This is a genomic window from Streptomyces sp. TBY4, assembly GCF_024213195.1.
GTDB lineage: Bacteria > Actinomycetota > Actinomycetes > Streptomycetales > Streptomycetaceae > Streptomyces.
Window position 1 is genome coordinate 275,524 of the sequence record NZ_JANAVF010000004.1, and the last position, 17,504, is coordinate 293,027.

The window sequence follows — 17,504 nt, forward strand, 5'->3', positions numbered from 1 at the left end:
TGGGTGGCCGCGCTTCACAGAGCGTCGGCGATGGTCATCTCGATGACTTCGGAGGACCCTTCGTAGATCCGGAGGGACCGGATCTGGCGGTAGAGCCGTTCCATCGGGCTGCCGGCGACGAGCCCGGCGGCACCGAAGATCTGGACGGAGCTGTCGACGATCTCGCCCGCGGCCTCGGTGGCGTAGAGCTTCGCCGTGGAGGAGTGCTTGGCGTGATCGTGGCCGAGGTCCGTGGCCCAGGCGGCGCGGGCGGTCAGCAGCGCGGCGGCCGAGAGCTTGACGTCCATCTGCGCGAGCGAGGACCTGACGAGCTGGAGATCGGCGAGCCGGCGGCCGTACGCCTTGCGGGTACGGGCATGGTCGCGGGCGAGCCGGAAGGAGCGCCGGGCGAAGCCGAGCGCGGCGGCTGCCACGGTCGCGCGGGCCTGTTCGAGGATGTCGAGCGCGACCACGAGGCCCTGGCCGCGCTCGCCGAGTACGGCCTCGGGGCCCACGCGGACATCGGTGAAGGTCAGTTCGGCCCAGGAGCGGGGCGCGATCGCCCCGATGGGCTCGGCCTTGAGGCCGGGGGCGTTGCCGTCCACCACGAAGGTGGTCAGGCCCAGCGGTCCCGGGCCGTCGCCCGTGCGGGCGAGGACGACGCACACATCGGCGATGTCGCCCTGCGCGATCCAGCTCTTGGTCCCGTTGAGGACGAACCCGTCCCCGTCGGGGGTCGCCGTGAGCACCGCGGCGGCGAGGTCGGAGCCCGCGCCGGGCTCGGAGAGGGCCAGGGCCCCCGCACGGGTGCCGTCGGCCAGGCCCGGCAGTTCGCGGCGACGCTGCTCCTCCGTGCCGTGGCGGGCTATCGCGGCGGCGGTGAGCTCCTGGATGGAGTACGCGAAGTCGGCCAAGTCCTCGTGGTACGCGAGGGCTTGGCGCCTCAGGCACAGGGACCTCAGGTCGGAGTCGGGCTGGTCCGGGTCGAGGTGGCGCAGCCAGCCCGCCCGGCCGAGCTCGGTGAGCAGCGACCGTCCGACGGCGGCCGGATCGGTGGTGTCCAGCGTCGCCCACGCCTCGGCCCGGTCCGCGCACCACTGCCCGATCTCGTCGGCGAGTGCGCGGTGGGCGTCGTCGTACAGCGGCAGGGTGAGGACATCGGGGTCGAACACTTCAGAAGGACTCACGTGATCCTCACTCGGATGGTCAATGCGGCGACCGGCGCGGAAAGGGGACGGAAGGGGGGAATCAAGCCGATCGGTTCGGCCGGCTCCGGCGGATGAGGCGGCGCAGCCGCAGCCGTGCGATGCCTGCCGCCATGGCTGCCGTGCTCAGTCCGCCCTGCGACGGCCCCCCACGTCGTGACGGGGAACGCCGAATGGGCAGGCTGTTCTCCAGGGCGTCACGGGTCATGGGGCGGGCTCCTTCCGAATAGGCCGTCTGCAGCGTCGAAATCCGTCGCGTCAAAGGGAAGCTACGGCCATTGCGTCTCCGGGTACGTCCGCGAGAAGTTCATCCGCCAGGGCGCATGGCAGGTACGGAACTCCGGTGTTACTGCGCACGGTGTTTACCCGGACCGGAGTGGAATCCGGTTCCGAGAAGTACTCCGCGGTCGAGATTGAGCACCGTGATGTCGCCGTCCGCGGGGGCGCAGCGGGTCAGAAGTCCGCCGTATCCGGACGCCATCAGAAGAACGCCCCAATTGACGATCCAGGGGTTCAGTCCGCCCTCGGAATCGGGGAAGAGCTCGGGTTCCGGGCGGACGCGCCGCTGCACCACGTACGGGCCGTCGAGGGCGTCGTGGAGCAGCTTCCGCCATTCCTCCGGGGTGACCTCCGAGGCCCAGCCGGGGACGACTCCCTGGCCGCCGTGCAACAGCATCGGCTTGAGGATCAGTTCCTGCTGACGGGCCACCGCGTAATCCAGCAGCGGGGTTTCGGTGCCGTCCTCCAGGACGATGTTCTCCGAGGTCACCGAGGAGGTCCAGGGCAGGAGCCGGTCGATGACGTCCCGTTCCTCGTCCGAGAACAGATGGCGGTTCCTGCGGTCGGAGAGCATCGCCAGCGCGGCTTTGCTCCCGTACAGTTCCGAGTCGATCGGGGTGAAGACGCGGACCTCGCCCGCCTCCAGTGCGCCGAGCAGGGGCTCGAGGAGCGCGTCGGTGTCCTCGTCGAGCAGGTCCTCGATCATGAACTGGCGGTAGACGACGTCGACCGGGCGCTCCCCGAGCCAGAGCCTTCCGTCGCGCCGCTCCAGCTGCGCGACGTGACACGGGTACGCCTCCAGGCCGCGCTCAGCCCACACGTTGATGAGGACGTTGAAGTAGCCCTCCATCTCCTCGTAGTTGCTGGGCCATTCGGTCAGCGCGACGACGGGCCGGGCGTCGGGCTCAAGACCCGTCTCCTGGCGGATGGTGCGGATCTGCTCCGCCACCGTGTCGATGTAGCCGAGCTCTTCCTCGGCGACGAACCGGCTGAACTCGGGGTCCGCGAGAAGGCCGCGGCACGCCTCGCCGCCCTCGAATCCGACCGTGCTGCCCAGGTTGAACTCCATGACCCGGAAACCGGAGCGGTCCAGGTAGAGGTCCGCCCGCCCCATGCTGGTCGGCGAGCCGGCCGCAGCGGCGGCCGAGCGTTCGATGGCGCGTATCTGCGACTTCTCCATTCCGTTCGCACGGGCGAAGGAGGCGATGTCGCCGTCGAAGAGCCGGTGCGGCAGGCTGTAGAGCGCTCCGCGCAGCACTTCCAGATCCCGGGTCAGCTGCTGGACCTCGTCCCCGGTGAGGAACACCGGACGAAGGGCGTGATTCCCACCCGTGAGCAGGCGAATGAATTCGCTCTCCTGGACCGGGCGCAGGACGCGACCGAACCGCTCCAGGTATCGCTCGGTGAGTGCGTGCTCGCGTGGCATCTTCCGTAACTCCCCTCAGGACCGGATGTGCATCCAGATCGGCGTCAAGAGTGGCACGGGAGGGTTCCGTATCACCTCAGCCAGATAGGTAGTTGAGGGGACGGCGGGTCAACGCGTCGAGTAATCCCCGTGCATACCTGATCCGTCCTCGCGTAATCCGGACGGATCACGGGGATGAGCCTGCCGCGGACGCGCGGAGTCCGGGTGGGTCCGTAGGTTGCATTGTCACTGACGCCTCGGTCTTCGAGCGGTCGAGATCATCAGAAGGGAAGCGGTGGACGATGCCGACGAGCCTCGGTACGCGAACGAAACGAGTGGCGATTGTCGACGCCTACTCGACAGGGAGCCTCCTGCCGGCCGTACTGGAGCAGTACGACATCGAGTGCGTGCACGTCCGGTCGCCCAACCCCGACGTCATCCTGTCGCGCGACCCCGAGGGTTTCGTCTACGACTTCCGCCACGACGGTGACGTGGCGGCCATGGCGTCCGTACTGCGCGAGCACGAGGTCGGCCATGTGATCGCCGGCCAGGAGGCGGGTGTCGAACTGGCCGACCAGCTCTCCGCCGCACTCGGCACTCCCGGCAACGGGATGACCCGGCCGACCGCCCGCCGCAACAAGTACGAGATGGTGCTGGCGTTGCGCGACGCCGGCCTGGCACACGCGGCCAGCATGGTCTCGGACGATGCCGACGAGATGATCGCCTGGGTCGAGGAGACCGTGGGCTATCCGGTCATCGTGAAGCCGGTCGCCAGCTCCAGCACGGACAACGTCGTGGCGTGTTCGTCCCCGGAGCAGATCCGCGCCGTCCACGAGAAGATCATGAGCAGCACCGATCGCCACGGGATGCCCAACACCACGGTGCTCGCCCAGGAGTTCCTGGCAGGGGACGAGTACTTCGTCAATACCGTCAGCCGTGGCGGCGCGCACCACACCGTGGAGATCTGCCGGTACTTCAAGATGCGCCTCCCCGGCGGCCGCATCATCAACGACTACAACGAGCCCCTGCAGCCGGACGACCCGGTCGCCAAGGAGCTGGAGTGCTACACCCACCAGGTGCTGGACGCTCTGGAGGTGCACAACGCGGCCGGTCACACCGAGGTCATGCTGACCTCCAGGGGACCGGTGCTCGTCGAGAGCGCCGCGCGCATGGGCGGTGGCCAGGTCCTCGACATCAACACGCGCTGCTACGGCACCAACCAGGTGGAGCTCCTCGCCCTGTCCGTGGCCAAGCCGGACGAGTTCGACCGCCTGCCCACCACCGCGTACCGGATCCTGGAACACCACCGCTTCGTGCACCTCATCAATCCGAGGGAGCACGGCATCGTTCCGTCCCACGAGGCGATGGCCGCCATTCGCGCACTGCCGTCCCACGTCTTCACCGTCATGAGGCATCCGGAAAGGAAGCCGATCTCCCGGACGGTCGACATCGCCACCCAGCCGGGGTTCGTCTTCCTCATGTCCGACGATCCGGCTCAGGTCGTCGCCGACTACGAGCGGCTGCGGGAGATCGAACGGGACCACCTCTACGACCCCGAACCGTCGGCCTGAGGGGCCGCCCCCGGGTCTCCCGGGGGGCGGTGCGGGCCGGGCGGTTCCCGTCGTGGGACGATGCCGACATGAATCGCCTGGCCAGCTCGCAGTCACCGTACCTGCTCCAGCACGCCGACAATCCGGTGGATTGGTGGCCCTGGGGGCAGGAGGCGTTCGACGAGGCGAAGCAGCGCAACGTACCCGTACTGCTGTCGGTCGGCTACTCCTCGTGCCACTGGTGCCACGTCATGGCGCACGAGTCCTTCGAGGACGAGCTGTCCGCCGCGTACATGAACGAGCACTTCGTCAACATCAAGGTGGACCGCGAAGAGCGCCCCGACATCGACGCCGTCTACATGGAGGCCGTGCAGGCCGCCACCGGGCAGGGCGGGTGGCCGATGACCGTGTTCCTGACCGGCGACGCCGAGCCCTTCTACTTCGGGACCTACTTCCCGCCCGAGCCCCGGCACGGGATGCCCTCCTTCATGCAGGTGCTCGAAGGCGTGCGCACCGCGTGGGTCGGACGGCCCGAGGAGGTCGCGGAGGTCGCGCAGCGGATCGTACGGGACCTCGCGGGACGGCAGCTGGACTACGGGAAGGCCGGTACGCCCGGTCCGGAGGAGCTGGCCCAGGCGCTGCTCGGGCTGGTGCGGGAGTACGACGCCACGCGCGGCGGGTTCGGCGGTGCGCCGAAGTTCCCGCCGTCCATGGTGCTGGAGTTCCTGCTGCGCCACCATGCCCGGACCGGGGCCGAGGGGGCGCTGCAGATGGCCGCCGACACCTGTGAGGCCATGGCCCGGGGCGGGATCTACGACCAGCTCGGCGGCGGGTTCGCGCGGTACTCCGTGGACCGGGAGTGGGTCGTGCCCCACTTCGAGAAGATGCTCTACGACAACGCACTGCTGTGCCGGGTCTACGCCCACCTGTGGCGCACCACCGGGGACGAGCTCGCGCGCCGGGTCGCCCTGGAGACCGCCGACTTCATGGTCCGCGAACTGCGCACCCGCGAGGGCGGCTTCGCCTCCGCGCTGGACGCCGACAGCGAGGACCCGCAGACGGGCAAGCACGTCGAGGGGGTCTACTACGCCTGGACTCCGGCCCAGTTGCGCGAGGTGCTGGGCGAGGAGGACGGGGACCTGGCCGCCGCCTGCTTCGGGGTGACGGAGGAGGGGACCTTCGAGCACGGCATGTCCGTGCTCCAACTGCCCGCTCAGGGGCCCGACATCGACGAGGAGCGGCTCGCCGGCATCAAGGAGCGGCTGCTCGCGGCGCGGCAGGCGCGCCCCGCACCCGGCCGGGACGACAAGATCGTCGCCGCCTGGAACGGGCTGGCCATCGCGGCCCTCGCCGAGTGCGGGGCCTTCTTCGACCGGCCCGACCTGGTCGAGCGGGCGACCGAGGCCGCCGACCTGCTGGTCAGGGTCCACTTCGACGCGGCGGCCGGGAGGGCCCGGCTCGCGCGGACCAGCAAGGACGGGCACGTCGGGGCCAACGCCGGGGTGCTGGAGGACTACGGGGACGTCGCCGAGGGGTTCCTCGCGCTGGGGTCCGTCACGGGAGAAGGGGTCTGGCTGGAATTCGCCGGGTTCCTCGTCGACCTGATCCTGGACCGGTTCACCGCCGAGGACGGCTCGCTCTACGACACCGCGCACGACGCGGAGCAGCTGATCAGGCGGCCGCAGGACCCGACCGACACGGCGGCCCCCTCCGGCTGGACCGCCGCCGCCGGCGCCCTGCTCTCGTACGCCGCGCACACCGGCTCGCAGGCGCACCGTACGGCGGCCGAGCGGGCGCTCGCCGTGGTGCACGCGCTCGGGCCGCGCGCTCCGCGCTTCATCGGGCACGGGCTGGCGGTCGCGGAGGCGCTGGTCGACGGGCCGCGCGAGGTGGCCGTGGTCGGCCATCCGGAGGACCCGGCGCGGGCCGAGCTGCACCGGGTCGCGCTGCTGGGCACGGCTCCCGGGGCGGTCGTGGCGACGGGGCTGCCGGGGGCGGCGGACGGCAGCGGCGCGGAGTTCCCCCTTCTGGCCGAGCGCACACTCGTGCGCGACCTCCCGACGGCGTATGTCTGTCGACATTTCGTCTGCGCGCGGCCTACGACCGATCCGGTCGAACTGGCCGGGCAGTTGGGGGCAGTTCGTCCCTGAAAGAGGCGGAGTGGCGTCAATTCCGCTTGTCTCAATGTCATTTCGGAAACGTGGTTTTTATCTCGAAGGGGCCTAAGCGTCATCTCCACTGCCTAGTCTCATGACTTCGGAGTCACCGATCAGTCACCGTCGGCGCCAGGGGGCGCCGGCGCACAGCGCACCGGGGGTTGCGCACGGGGGGGAATCGGGGACGGGACGAGGGCGGCGGGCTGGGGAGCCTGCCGCGCGTGCCTGTCCCCGGGGGGTTGGAAGGATCGCCGCCTGGGGTTGCGGCATGTCTTGGGGGACGCTTTGCTCATATCCGTATTCATCTGTGTCGTCTCGCTCGCGCTCTTCTGGATGGCGGCGTTCACGCTCTGGTGGCAGATGCATGCCTGGCGGACGCCCGAGACGCTCGCCTCGACCCGCTTCGACCGCCCCGACGGCGGCGGCCGGCTGGCCTTCTCCCTGCTGCTGCCGGCCCGCCACGAACAGGCGGTCCTGGAGCACACCATCGAACGGCTCCTGGAATCGAGCCACCACGACTACGAGATCATCGTGATCGTCGGCCACGACGACCCCGGGACCGCGGAGGTGGCCGAGCGGGCCGCCGCCCGTGCGCCCGGTCTCGTACGCGTCATCACCGACCACCACGAGGCCAAGAACAAGCCGAAGGCCCTCAACACCGCCCTCCCGCACTGCCGCGGCGACATCGTCGGGGTCTTCGACGCCGAGGACCAGGTCCACCCCGAGCTGCTGTCCCACGTGGACCACGCCTTCCGCGTCACCGACGCCGACGTGGTCCAGGGCGGGGTCCAGCTCATCAACTTCCACTCCAGCTGGTACAGCCTGCGCAACTGCCTGGAGTACTTCTTCTGGTTCCGCTCCCGGCTGCACCTGCACGCCGAGAAGGGCTTCATCCCGCTCGGCGGCAACACCGTCTTCGTGCGCACCGAGGTGCTGCGCGAGGCCGGCGGCTGGGACCCGAACTGCCTCGCCGAGGACTGCGACCTGGGCGTACGGCTGTCCTCCGTCGGCAAGAAGGTGGTCGTCGCCTACGACTCCGACATGGTGACCCGCGAGGAGACCCCGGGCTCCCTGCTCAGCCTGCTCAAGCAGCGCACCCGCTGGAACCAGGGATTCCTCCAGGTGTACCGCAAGAAGGACTGGCAGCAGCTGCCCGGCCGCGGCCAGCGCCTGCTGGCCCGCTACACGCTCATGTCCCCGTTCATGCAGGCGGCCTCCGGGGTCATCATCCCGGTGAACTTCGCCGTGGCGGTCTTCCTCGACGTGCCCGTCGGCGTCGCGATCGTCACCTTCCTGCCGATGATCACCGCGATCGCGACCTTCGTCTTCGAAGTGGTCGGCCTGCACGACTTCGGCCGCCAGTACGGGCTGCGGGTGCGTTTCCTGCACTACGTCAAGCTCGTCGTCGGCGGCCCGTTCTACCAGGTGATGCTGGCCGGTGCCGCGATCCGTGCGGTCTGGCGCGAGCAGCGCGGGCGCAACGAGTGGGAGCTCACCAGTCACACGGGAGCCCACCTCGCCTCGTCGTCCGGTGCCCCGAGCAGCCCGAAGACCCTCACCCGAGAGGACAGCCACCGGTGACCGCCACCCTGCCCACGGCCACTGATCCCCAGTCCGGCTCGACCGCGGTCGAGCCCGCCGCCACTGCCACCGCCACCGCTGCGACCGCCACCACCGAGGCCGCCCTCATCCCGCGCCAGCGGACCGGCGGCCTCGGGGTCCGCCCGTCCTCGGCCCGCCCGCTCGTCCGGTTCCGCTCCTCGCGCCCCGACCTGATCCTGTGCGGGACGCTGCTGCTCGCGATCCTCCTCGTCCAGGGCTGGAACATCACCAACTTCCCGACGCTCAGCGACGACGAGGGCACCTACCTCGCCCAGGCCTGGGCCGTCCAGCAGGGCAAGGGGCTGGCGCACTACACCTTCTGGTACGACCACCCCCCGCTCGGCTGGATCCAGATAGCGGGCCTCACCTACCTGCCGTCCCTGTTCGTCCCCGAGTCGATGACCGTCGCGCCGATGCGGTTCTCGATGCTCGCGGTCTCCGCCGCCAGCGCGGTCCTGCTGTACGTGCTCGCGCGCCGGCTCTGGCTGCCGCGCTGGGCGGCCGGTCTCGCCATGGGCCTGTTCGGGCTCTCCCCGCTCTCCGTCGTGCTCCAGCGGGAGATCTTCCTCGACAACATCGCCGTCATGTGGATGCTGCTGGCCTTCTGCCTCGCCGCGTCCCCCAGCCGCCACCTGTGGCACCACTTCGCCTCCGGACTGGCGGCCGCCACCGCCGTCCTCACCAAGGAGACGATGCTGGTGGTGCTCCCGGCGCTGCTGGTGACGATGTGGCGCCACAGCCACCGCGACACCCGCAAGTTCGCCGTCACCGGAGCCGTCACCGCCTGCGTGCTCATCGGCGTGACGTACCCGCTCTACGCACTGCTCAACGGCGAGCTGCTGCCCGGCTCCGGCCACGTCTCCCTCATCGGCGGCATCGTCTACCAGATGGGCCGGGAAGGCTCCGGCTTCATCCTCGACCCCGGCTCCGGCTCGCACGGGGTCTTCGAGTCCTGGCTGTACTACGACACCGTGCTGCCGCTCGGCGGCCTGGCCGGCGCGGTCCTGCTCCTGGTCACCTTCCGCTGGTCGGTCACGGCCCGGGCGCTCGCCGGCCCGGCGCTGGCCGTGGTCATCCTCGCCCTCGTCGCCATGCGCCCCTCCGGCTACCTGCCGGCGATGTACGTGATCCAGGCGCTGCCGTTCCTGGCGCTGGTCCTCGCCGGGGGCGCGGCCAGCGTCACCCACGCCGTGCTGCGCCGCCGCCGAGCGCCGGGGGAGCGCCGCGCACTGGCCTACGGGCGGTGGGCGCTGATCGGCGTACTGGCCGCCTCGGCCGCCGTGTACCTCCTCCCGCGCTGGTACGACGGCAACCGCACGGCCCTCACCGTCGACGCGAACGCCCCGTACCGGCAGGCCGCGGCCTGGCTCGGGCGCGAGGTGAGCGATCCCGCCACGACCCGCGTGCTGGTCGACGACGCGCTGTGGCTGGACGCCGTCCACCACGGGTTCGACCCGGGGCTCGGGGCCATCTGGTTCTACAAGGCCGACCTGGACCCGGCGGTCACCAAGACCCTGCCGGGCGGCTGGCGGGACATCGACTACGTGGTCTCCTCGCCCACCGTCCGGCGCGACGCGGTGCAGCTGCCGAACGTGAAGGCGGCCCTGGAGAACTCGACGGCCGTCGCCGTCTTCGGCACGGGCGAGGACCGCATCGAGATCCGGCGCACGGACACGGCGGGCAGCAACGACCCCACGGCCGCCACCGTCAAGGGGAGTTGATCCGGCATGAGCGAAGACCTGTGGGCTCCGCACGCCCCCCTCGCTCCGCACCTCCCGGAGGCCGCCGCCGAGGCGCCGGCCCCCGGCAGCGTCACCCTCATCATCCCGACCTTCAACGAGTCCGGGAACATCACCGAGCTGCTGGGCCGGCTGGCCGCCGCGCTGCCCGCGCACCTGCCCGTGTCGGTGCTGTTCGTCGACGACTCCACGGACGACACCCCGGCCGTCATCGAGAAGGCCGCCCTGGAATGCGCCTTCCCGGTGGAGGTCCTGCACCGCGAGAGCCCCGACGGCGGGCTCGGCGGGGCCGTCGTGGAGGGGATCGGCCGGGCGGACACCGACTGGATCGTCGTCATGGACGCCGACCTCCAGCACCCGCCCCACCTGGTCCCCGAGCTCGTCGGGGAGGGCGCGCGCACCGGCGCCGACCTGGTCGTGGCCTCCCGCTACATCGCCGGGGGCAGCCGGGCCGGGCTCGCCGGGAGCTACCGGATCGCGGTGTCGCGCGGGGCGACCTGGCTGACCAGGGGGCTCTTCCCGCGCGCCCTGCGCGGGATCAGCGACCCGATGAGCGGGTTCTTCGCGATGCGCCGTTCGGCGGTCACCGAGGAGGCGCTGAAGCCCCTGGGCTACAAGATCCTGCTGGAGCTGGCCGTGCGCTGCCGGCCGGCCAGGGTCGCCGAGGTGCCCTTCGTCTTCCAGGACCGCTTCTCGGGGGAGTCCAAGTCCACCGCCCGCGAAGGGCTGCGCTTCCTCACCCACCTCGCCTCGCTGCGCTCCTCGACCCCGCTGGCCCGCATGATCGGCTTCGGGCTGGTCGGGCTCTCCGGCTTCGTGCCGAACCTGGCCGCACTGTGGATGCTCACGCAGACCGGGATGAACTACCTGGTCGCCGAGGTGGTGGCGAACCAGGCCGGGGTGCTGTGGAACTTCCTCCTCATCGAGACCCTGCTCTTCCGCGACCGGCGCCGCCACCGCCACTGGGCCGACCGGCTCGGGCGCTTCACGCTGCTGGCCAACGCCGATCTGCTGCTGCGGATCCCGCTGATCGCGGTCTTCGTCGGCACTTGGGGCTTCGGCGTCCTGTCCGCGACCGCGCTCGCGCTGGTCACCACCTTCGTCCTGCGCTTCGCGGCGACGGAGGCACTCGTCTACCTCCCGCGCAAGGCGGGCCGCACCCGCACGAGTTGAGCCGCACGAAGGGATGCTCCGCATGGAGAGGAAAAACCGGCGCAGGGCAGGGTGGCGGGCCGCCCTGCTGGCCGTCGGGGCGATGACCGCGGGCCTGCTGCTGACCGCACCGCAGCAGGCCACGGCCGGACCGCCCAACCTGCTCACCAACCCCGGCTTCGAGACCGCCGGCCCGGCCGGTTCCGACATGCCGTCCTGCTGGTCGAAGTCCGGCTGGGGCGACAACGACTTCAGCTTCGCCACCGTCGCCGACGCGCACTCCGGCACCAAGGCGATGCGGGTCTCGCTCACCCGCCGGGTCGACGGCGACCGCAAGGCCCTGGTCACCGAGAACGGCACCTGCGCCCCGACGGTCGTACCGGGCAAGCAGTACGACCTGTCGGCCTGGTACAAGTCGAACACCCCGGACGTGTCGGTGACCGTGTTCCGCCACGACACGGTGGCGGGCTGGCAGTACTGGACCGATCTGCAGAATCCCCCCGTCAGCGCCGCGTGGGCGCGCACGGAGGTCCGTACGCCCGCGGTCCCGCCGAACACCGACAAGATCGCGTGGGGGCTGTCCGTCTACGGGGTGGGCACGCTCACCACCGACGACTACGCCCTGGAGGAGGTGGGCGCGGTCCCGCCGCAGCCCACCTGCACGGGCACGGCCACGGAGTGCGCCAAGGGCAAGTGGGAGGTGATCGCCGCCAAGAACCCGGTGCGCTCCATGCACGCCGTCGTGCTGAAGAACGGCAAGGTGCTGCTGATCGCGGGCTCGGGCAACGACATCGCCCAGTTCAACGCGGGCACCTTCACCTCCGCCGTCTACGACCCGGCGAACGGCTCGTTCAAGACGATCCCCACGCCCGTGGACATGTTCTGCTCCGGCCACGTCCAGCTGTCCGACGGCCGGGTGCTGGTGATGAGCGGCAACAAGGGCTACCCCTCGGCCGACGGCACGATCGGCTACCAGGGGCTGAAGGACTCGTACACCTTCGACCCGGTGACCGAGAAGTACACGAAGACGAACGACATGAACGGCGGGCACTGGTACCCGTCCGCGACGATCCTCGGCAACGGTGACGTCATCTCCTTCGGCGGGCTGAAGGAGGACTCCACGGGCAACGTGACCGCGGAGAAGTTCTCGGCGGCGCAGAACAAGTGGCTGCCGATGAACGAGGTCAACCAGACCTGGTCGTACTGGGGCCTGTACCCGTCGATGATCCTCATGCAGGACGGGCGGCTCTTCTACTCGGGCAGCCACACCTTCGGCAACGGCACCCCGGGCACCGGCGCCTCCGTCTACGACTACGACGCCAACACCATCACCGACGTGCCCGGCCTGCGCAACAAGGACGAGCGCGACGAGTCGGCGAGCGTGCTGCTGCCCCCGGCGCAGGACCAGCGGGTCCTGACCATCGGCGGCGGCAACAACGAGCGCAACCCGGCCGCGAACCGGCTCACCGACATCATCGACCTGAAGCAGCCGAGCCCCGCCTACACCGCCGGCCCCGACATCCCGCAGGGCCTGGTCGACCAGGGCCAGGGCAAGCGGCCGCAGACCGGCGCCGAGGGCAAGATGTTCGTGTCGGCCGTGCTGCTGCCGGACGGCAAGGTGCTGGAGACCGGCGGCGGGCTGCACGACCGGGCCGACCCGGTGTACGAGGCCTCGTTCTTCGACCCGACCACCAACACCTACCAGGCGGGCCTGGCCACCGACCCGATCCCGCGGACCTACCACTCGGCGTCGTTCCTGATGCCGGACGGCCGCGTCATGTCGGTCGGCGACAACCCGGGCAACGGCACGTACAACCACAACGTGTCGATCTACAGCCCGCCGTACCTCTTCAAGGGGGCGCGCCCGCAGATCACCTCGGTGATCGACACCCAGTGGACGTACGGGGACACGCAGCGGATCACCGTCAACCGGCCGGTGGCCAAGGCGGAGCTGATCCGTCCGGCGGCGGTCACCCACTCCTCGGACCCGAACCAGCGGTTCGTGGACCTGCCGCTCACGGTCGTCAACGGCACCACCATCGACCTGAACGTCACCAGCAACCCGAACCTGGCCCCGCCCGGCTGGTACATGCTCTTCGCGGTCGACGCGAACGGCATCCCGTCCATCGCGAAGTGGGTGCACATCGGCGGCCCGTCGGCCCTGGCGGCCACCGCCGAGCCCCCGACCGCGCACGAGCACACCTTCGCGAACAAGCTGGCGGCACCGAAGCAGAACCCCGCGAAGCGGGACTCGGCCCCGGTGGCCCCGAACGTGGCCGGCTGCGACCGGCACTACGGCACGGCCAACGTGTGCGTGCCCACGCGTTTCCCGGCGGAGGTGAAGGCGACGACCAAGGCCCGCTGCGACTGGCTGGCCACCCACAAGTACCCGACGCGCATGAAGGTCAACGGAAGCGACCCGCTGCGCCTGGACCCGGACGGCGACGGCTACGCCTGCTGAGGCCCCGGGCAGGGGGAGGAGCACCCGTTTGACAGCCCGTCGAAGTCAACCGGAATAGGACGTTCCTTCTACCTTGGGCCCATGCCCGAGACCACCCTGCCCAGCCAGCGCCGCCACCGAGCTCCGGCCCGGTGGCGGCGCCTCGCCGTCCTGTTCGCCTGCACCCTGCTCAGCGTGCCCGGCCCGGCCTTCGCCGGGCCGCACGGGGGCGACGAGGGTCCCGTCGGAAGGATCGTCGAGTTCGCCGTGCCGACCGAAGGCGCCAACCCGGCGGGGATCACGGGCGGCCCCGACGGGAACGTCTGGTTCACGATCCAGGCGACCCCGTTCAACAAGATCGGCCGGATCACCCCGCAGGGCAGGATCAAGGAATTCCCGCTGCCCCACCCCGAGCGGTTCCCGGACGACATCACCTCGGGCGCCGACGGAAACCTGTGGTTCACCGAGTCCGGCCACAACCACATCGCGCGGATCACCCCGCAGGGCAAGGTCACCGAGTTCCCGCTGCCGCAGGCGGACAGCTTCCCCTACGGCATCACCAGGGGGCCGGACGGGAACGTCTGGTTCGCCGAGAACGGGGCGAACAAGATCGGCCGCATCACGCCCCGCGGCACGATCACGCAGTTCGCGCTCCCGCCCGAGACCCTGCCGTACCGGATCACCGCCGGCCCGGACGGGAACCTGTGGTTCACCTCGCCCTTCAAGAACACGATCGGGCGGATCACCCCGCGCGGCACGGTGAAGCTCTTCCCCCTGCCGAACCCCGAGGGCGCCCCCTTCAACATCGCCGCCGGCCCCGACGGGAACCTCTGGTTCACCGACAGCGGCGGCCTCGGCCAGGCGATCGGCCGGATCACTCCGCGCGGCGACCTGCGGTTCTTCCCGCTGCCGGACGCCAACAGCGGCCCGATCGGCATCGCGGCGGGCCCGGACGGGAACCTCTGGTTCACCGAGTCCAACAGCGACCGGATCGGCCGCATCACCCCGCGGGGGGAGCTCACCGAGTTCCCGCTGCCCACCCCGAACCAGGGCAGCACCCCCTTCCACATCGCGAAGGGTCCCGACGGGAACATGTGGTTCACGGAGCTGCTCGGCAACAAGGTGGGACGCGTGACGGTCGGCGACCACGGCCACGGCAAGCCCTGAGTCCTGCCTTTCGGACCGTACGGGGGGCACCCGTCCGGTCCGGAGGAGACGGCTCAGTGCTGGTAGGCGGCGATCGAGATGCCCACGTAATGGGCGACGAAGGCGGCCAGCGTCAGCGAGTGGAAGACCTCGTGGAAGCCGAAGAAGCGGGGTGAGGGGTTCGGCCGCTTCATGCCGTAGATGACGCCGCCGACGCTGTAGAGCAGGCCGCCGACGATGACCAGGACCAGGACGGCGATGCCGCCGGTGCGCATGAAGTCGGGGAGGAAGAAGACGGCCGCCCAGCCCATGGCGATGTAGCAGGGGGTGTACAGCCAGCGCGGGGCGCCGACCCAGAAGACGCGGAAGGCGATGCCGGCCGCCGCCGCGATCCAGACCGCCCACAGCAGGGTCCGCCCGGTGGAGTCGGGCAGCAGCAGCACGGTCAGCGGGGTGTACGTGCCCGCGATGATCAGGAAGATGTTGGCGTGGTCGAGCCGCCGCAGGATGGCCTCGCCGCGCGGGCCCCACGTACCGCGGTGGTAGACGGCGCTGACTCCGAAGAGCAGGCACGCGGTGAGGACGTACACCCCGCACGCCACCCGGGCCCGGGTCGAATCGGTGAAGGCCATCAGGACCAGGCCCGCGATCACCACGGCGGGGAACATGCCGGTGTGCAGCCAGCCGCGCATGAGCGGCTTGGCCTCCTGATCGGCGGGTTCGACCACCGGAGCGGCCACGGCAGCGGCGTCAGAAGTCATAGCGGCCATGCTACCTACGGTTGCGTAGGTTTCCGTTAGTGCGCTTTACGGAAGATTGACCGGAGTGGCGATGCTCACGTGAGAAGCCCCCTGGACATATGCGCACATCCACCGGATGATCAGATGAGTGCGGTCGACACCGGATGAGCGGAGCGCGAAGCGTCCGGGTCGCGGCCCCCACGGGGCAATCACAAATCAAACCCCTCAACAAGGAGCGATCGTGGCGCGCGACATCGCGGCTGGCACCACTTCCGACGTCCCCACCAAGCACCAGGAGCTCATCTCCTGGGTCGGCGACATCGCCGCCCTCACCCAGCCTGACCGCATCGTCTGGTGTGACGGCTCCGAGGCCGAGTACGAGGCCCTCTGCGAGGAGCTCGTCTCCAAGGGCACCTTCAAGAAGCTGGACCCGGCCAAGCGCCCGAACTCGTACTACGCGGCCTCCGACCCCTCCGACGTCGCGCGCGTCGAGGACCGGACCTTCATCTGCTCCGAGAAGGAGGAGGACGCGGGCCCGACCAACCACTGGAAGGCCCCTTCCGAGATGAAGGAGCTCTTCGCCGGCAAGGGCGAGGAGGGCGGCATCTTCCGCGGCTCCATGAAGGGCCGCACCATGTACGTGGTCCCCTTCTGCATGGGCCCCCTCGGCTCGGAGCTCTCCGCCATCGGCGTCGAGATCACCGACTCCGCCTACGTCGCCGTCGCGATGCGCACCATGACCCGCATGGGACAGGCCGTCCTCGACGAGCTCGGCACCGACGGGTTCTTCGTCAAGGCCGTCCACACCCTCGGCGCTCCGCTCGCCGAGGGCCAGGACGACGTGCCGTGGCCGTGCAACACCACCAAGTACATCTCGCACTTCCCCGAGACCCGCGAGATCTGGTCCTACGGCTCGGGCTACGGCGGCAACGCCCTGCTCGGCAAGAAGTGCTACGCCCTGCGCATCGCGTCCGTCATGGCCCGCGACGAGGGCTGGCTCGCCGAGCACATGCTGATCCTCAAGCTCACCCCGCCGGCCGGCGAGGGCGCCACCGCCGAGCCGAAGTACATCGCTGCGGCCTTCCCCTCCGCCTGCGGCAAGACCAACCTGGCCATGCTGGAGCCCACCATCCCCGGCTGGACCGTCGAGACCGTCGGTGACGACATCGCCTGGATGCGCTTCGGCGAGGACGGCCGTCTCTACGCGATCAACCCCGAGGCCGGCTTCTTCGGCGTGGCCCCCGGCACCGGCGAGCACACCAACGCCAACGCCATGAAGACCATGTACGCCAACACCGTCTTCACCAACGTCGCGCTCACCCCGGACGGCTCCGACGTCTGGTGGGAGGGCATGACCGAGGAAGCCCCCGCCCAGCTGATCGACTGGAAGGGCAACGCCTGGACCCCGGAGTCCGAGACTCCGGCGGCCCACCCGAACGCCCGCTTCGCCGTCCCGGCCTCGCAGTGCCCGACGATCGCCTCCGAGTGGGAGGACCCCAAGGGCGTCCCGATCTCCGCGATCCTCTTCGGCGGCCGCCGCGCCTCCGCCGTGCCGCTGGTCACCGAGTCCTTCGACTGGAACCACGGCGTCTTCATCGGCTCGAACATCGCCTCCGAGAAGACCGCCGCCGCCGAGGGCAAGGTCGGCGAGCTGCGCCGCGACCCCTTCGCCATGCTGCCGTTCTGCGGCTACAACATGGGCGACTACATGGGTCACTGGGTCGACGTGGCCAAGGACAAGGACCAGTCCAAGCTCCCGAAGATCTACTACGTGAACTGGTTCCGCAAGAACGACGCGGGCAAGTTCGTGTGGCCCGGCTTCGGCGAGAACAGCCGCGTCCTGAAGTGGATCGTCGGCCGCCTCGACGGCACCGCCGAGGGCGTGGAGACCCCGATCGGCATCCTGCCGACCGTCGCCTCCCTGGACACCGACGGCCTGGACCTGCCCGCCGCCGACCTGGAGTTCCTGCTCACGGTCGACAAGGAGGTCTGGCGCGACGAGGCCTCCCTGGTCCCCGAGCACCTGAACACCTACGGCGACCACACCCCGAAGGAACTGTGGGACCAGTACGAGGCGCTCGTCGCGCGCCTGGGCTGATCCCACCGGGCCC

The 17,504-nt window shown here is 70.2% G+C and carries 11 protein-coding genes; 8 read left to right on the plus strand and 3 right to left on the minus strand.

The window, feature by feature from the left end:
* Positions 1–14 precede the first annotated feature (14 nt).
* Both NLX94_RS11945 and NLX94_RS11950 read right to left on the minus strand, forming a co-directional pair.
* Complete coding sequence (locus NLX94_RS11945; RefSeq protein ID WP_254382641.1) at positions 15–1,166, minus strand: acyl-CoA dehydrogenase family protein; 1,152 nt, start codon at positions 1,164–1,166, stop codon at positions 15–17.
* Positions 1,167–1,530: 364 nt separating this feature from the next.
* Positions 1,531–2,889: a hypothetical protein gene (locus tag NLX94_RS11950; RefSeq protein ID WP_254382642.1), complete on the minus strand. Its 1,359-nt coding sequence runs from the start codon at positions 2,887–2,889 to the stop codon at positions 1,531–1,533.
* Positions 2,890–3,203: 314 nt separating this feature from the next.
* On the opposite strand from NLX94_RS11950, the gene NLX94_RS11955 reads away from it, so the two are divergent.
* The 7 genes from NLX94_RS11955 (at position 3,204) to NLX94_RS11985 (ending at position 14,674) form a co-directional block, all read left to right on the plus strand.
* A complete protein-coding gene (locus NLX94_RS11955) occupies positions 3,204–4,439 on the plus strand; it encodes an ATP-grasp domain-containing protein (protein ID WP_254382643.1) in 1,236 nt (411 codons plus the stop codon).
* Between the two features lie 68 nt (positions 4,440–4,507).
* Positions 4,508–6,568 (plus strand): thioredoxin domain-containing protein, encoded by a 2,061-nt coding sequence (locus NLX94_RS11960; RefSeq protein ID WP_254382644.1) that lies wholly within the window; start codon positions 4,508–4,510, stop codon positions 6,566–6,568.
* A 291-nt stretch (positions 6,569–6,859) separates the two neighbouring features.
* Positions 6,860–8,155, plus strand: a complete 1,296-nt coding sequence (locus tag NLX94_RS11965) for a glycosyltransferase (RefSeq protein WP_254382645.1) — start codon at positions 6,860–6,862, stop codon at positions 8,153–8,155.
* Between the two features lie 8 nt (positions 8,156–8,163).
* Positions 8,164–9,897 carry an ArnT family glycosyltransferase gene (locus NLX94_RS11970; protein WP_374683942.1) on the plus strand — a complete coding sequence of 578 codons (1,734 nt, stop codon included), beginning with the start codon at positions 8,164–8,166 and terminating at the stop codon, positions 9,895–9,897.
* Positions 9,898–9,903: 6 nt separating this feature from the next.
* Positions 9,904–11,088 carry a glycosyltransferase family 2 protein gene (locus NLX94_RS11975; protein ID WP_254382646.1) on the plus strand — a complete coding sequence of 395 codons (1,185 nt, stop codon included), beginning with the start codon at positions 9,904–9,906 and terminating at the stop codon, positions 11,086–11,088.
* 22 nt (positions 11,089–11,110) lie between these two features.
* Complete coding sequence (locus NLX94_RS11980; RefSeq protein ID WP_254382647.1) at positions 11,111–13,528, plus strand: galactose oxidase-like domain-containing protein; 2,418 nt, start codon at positions 11,111–11,113, stop codon at positions 13,526–13,528.
* A gap of 81 nt (positions 13,529–13,609) precedes the next feature.
* Positions 13,610–14,674: a virginiamycin B lyase gene (locus NLX94_RS11985; protein WP_254382648.1), complete on the plus strand. Its 1,065-nt coding sequence runs from the start codon at positions 13,610–13,612 to the stop codon at positions 14,672–14,674.
* A 53-nt stretch (positions 14,675–14,727) separates the two neighbouring features.
* On the opposite strand, the gene NLX94_RS11990 is transcribed toward NLX94_RS11985, so the two are convergent.
* Positions 14,728–15,414 (minus strand): hemolysin III family protein, encoded by a 687-nt coding sequence (locus NLX94_RS11990; RefSeq protein WP_254382649.1) that lies wholly within the window; start codon positions 15,412–15,414, stop codon positions 14,728–14,730.
* A 220-nt stretch (positions 15,415–15,634) separates the two neighbouring features.
* On the opposite strand from NLX94_RS11990, the gene NLX94_RS11995 reads away from it, so the two are divergent.
* On the plus strand, positions 15,635–17,491 hold the full coding sequence (locus tag NLX94_RS11995) for a phosphoenolpyruvate carboxykinase (GTP) (protein ID WP_254382650.1): 1,857 nt from the start codon (positions 15,635–15,637) through the stop codon (positions 17,489–17,491).
* The last annotated feature ends 13 nt before the right edge of the window (positions 17,492–17,504 follow it).

What these genes read in the sequence shown, in the direction of transcription:
- NLX94_RS11975 (WP_254382646.1), top strand. Translation starts at nt 9,904, where the DNA reads ATGAGCGAAGACCTGTGGGCTCCGCACGCCCCCCTCGCTCCGCACCTC.
- NLX94_RS11985 (WP_254382648.1), top strand. Translation starts at nt 13,610, where the DNA reads ATGCCCGAGACCACCCTGCCCAGCCAGCGCCGCCACCGAGCTCCGGCC.
- NLX94_RS11980 (WP_254382647.1), top strand. Translation starts at nt 11,111, where the DNA reads ATGGAGAGGAAAAACCGGCGCAGGGCAGGGTGGCGGGCCGCCCTGCTG.
- NLX94_RS11950 (WP_254382642.1), bottom strand. Translation starts at nt 2,889, where the DNA reads ATGCCACGCGAGCACGCACTCACCGAGCGATACCTGGAGCGGTTCGGT.
- NLX94_RS11990 (WP_254382649.1), bottom strand. Translation starts at nt 15,414, where the DNA reads ATGACTTCTGACGCCGCTGCCGTGGCCGCTCCGGTGGTCGAACCCGCC.
- NLX94_RS11960 (WP_254382644.1), top strand. Translation starts at nt 4,508, where the DNA reads ATGAATCGCCTGGCCAGCTCGCAGTCACCGTACCTGCTCCAGCACGCC.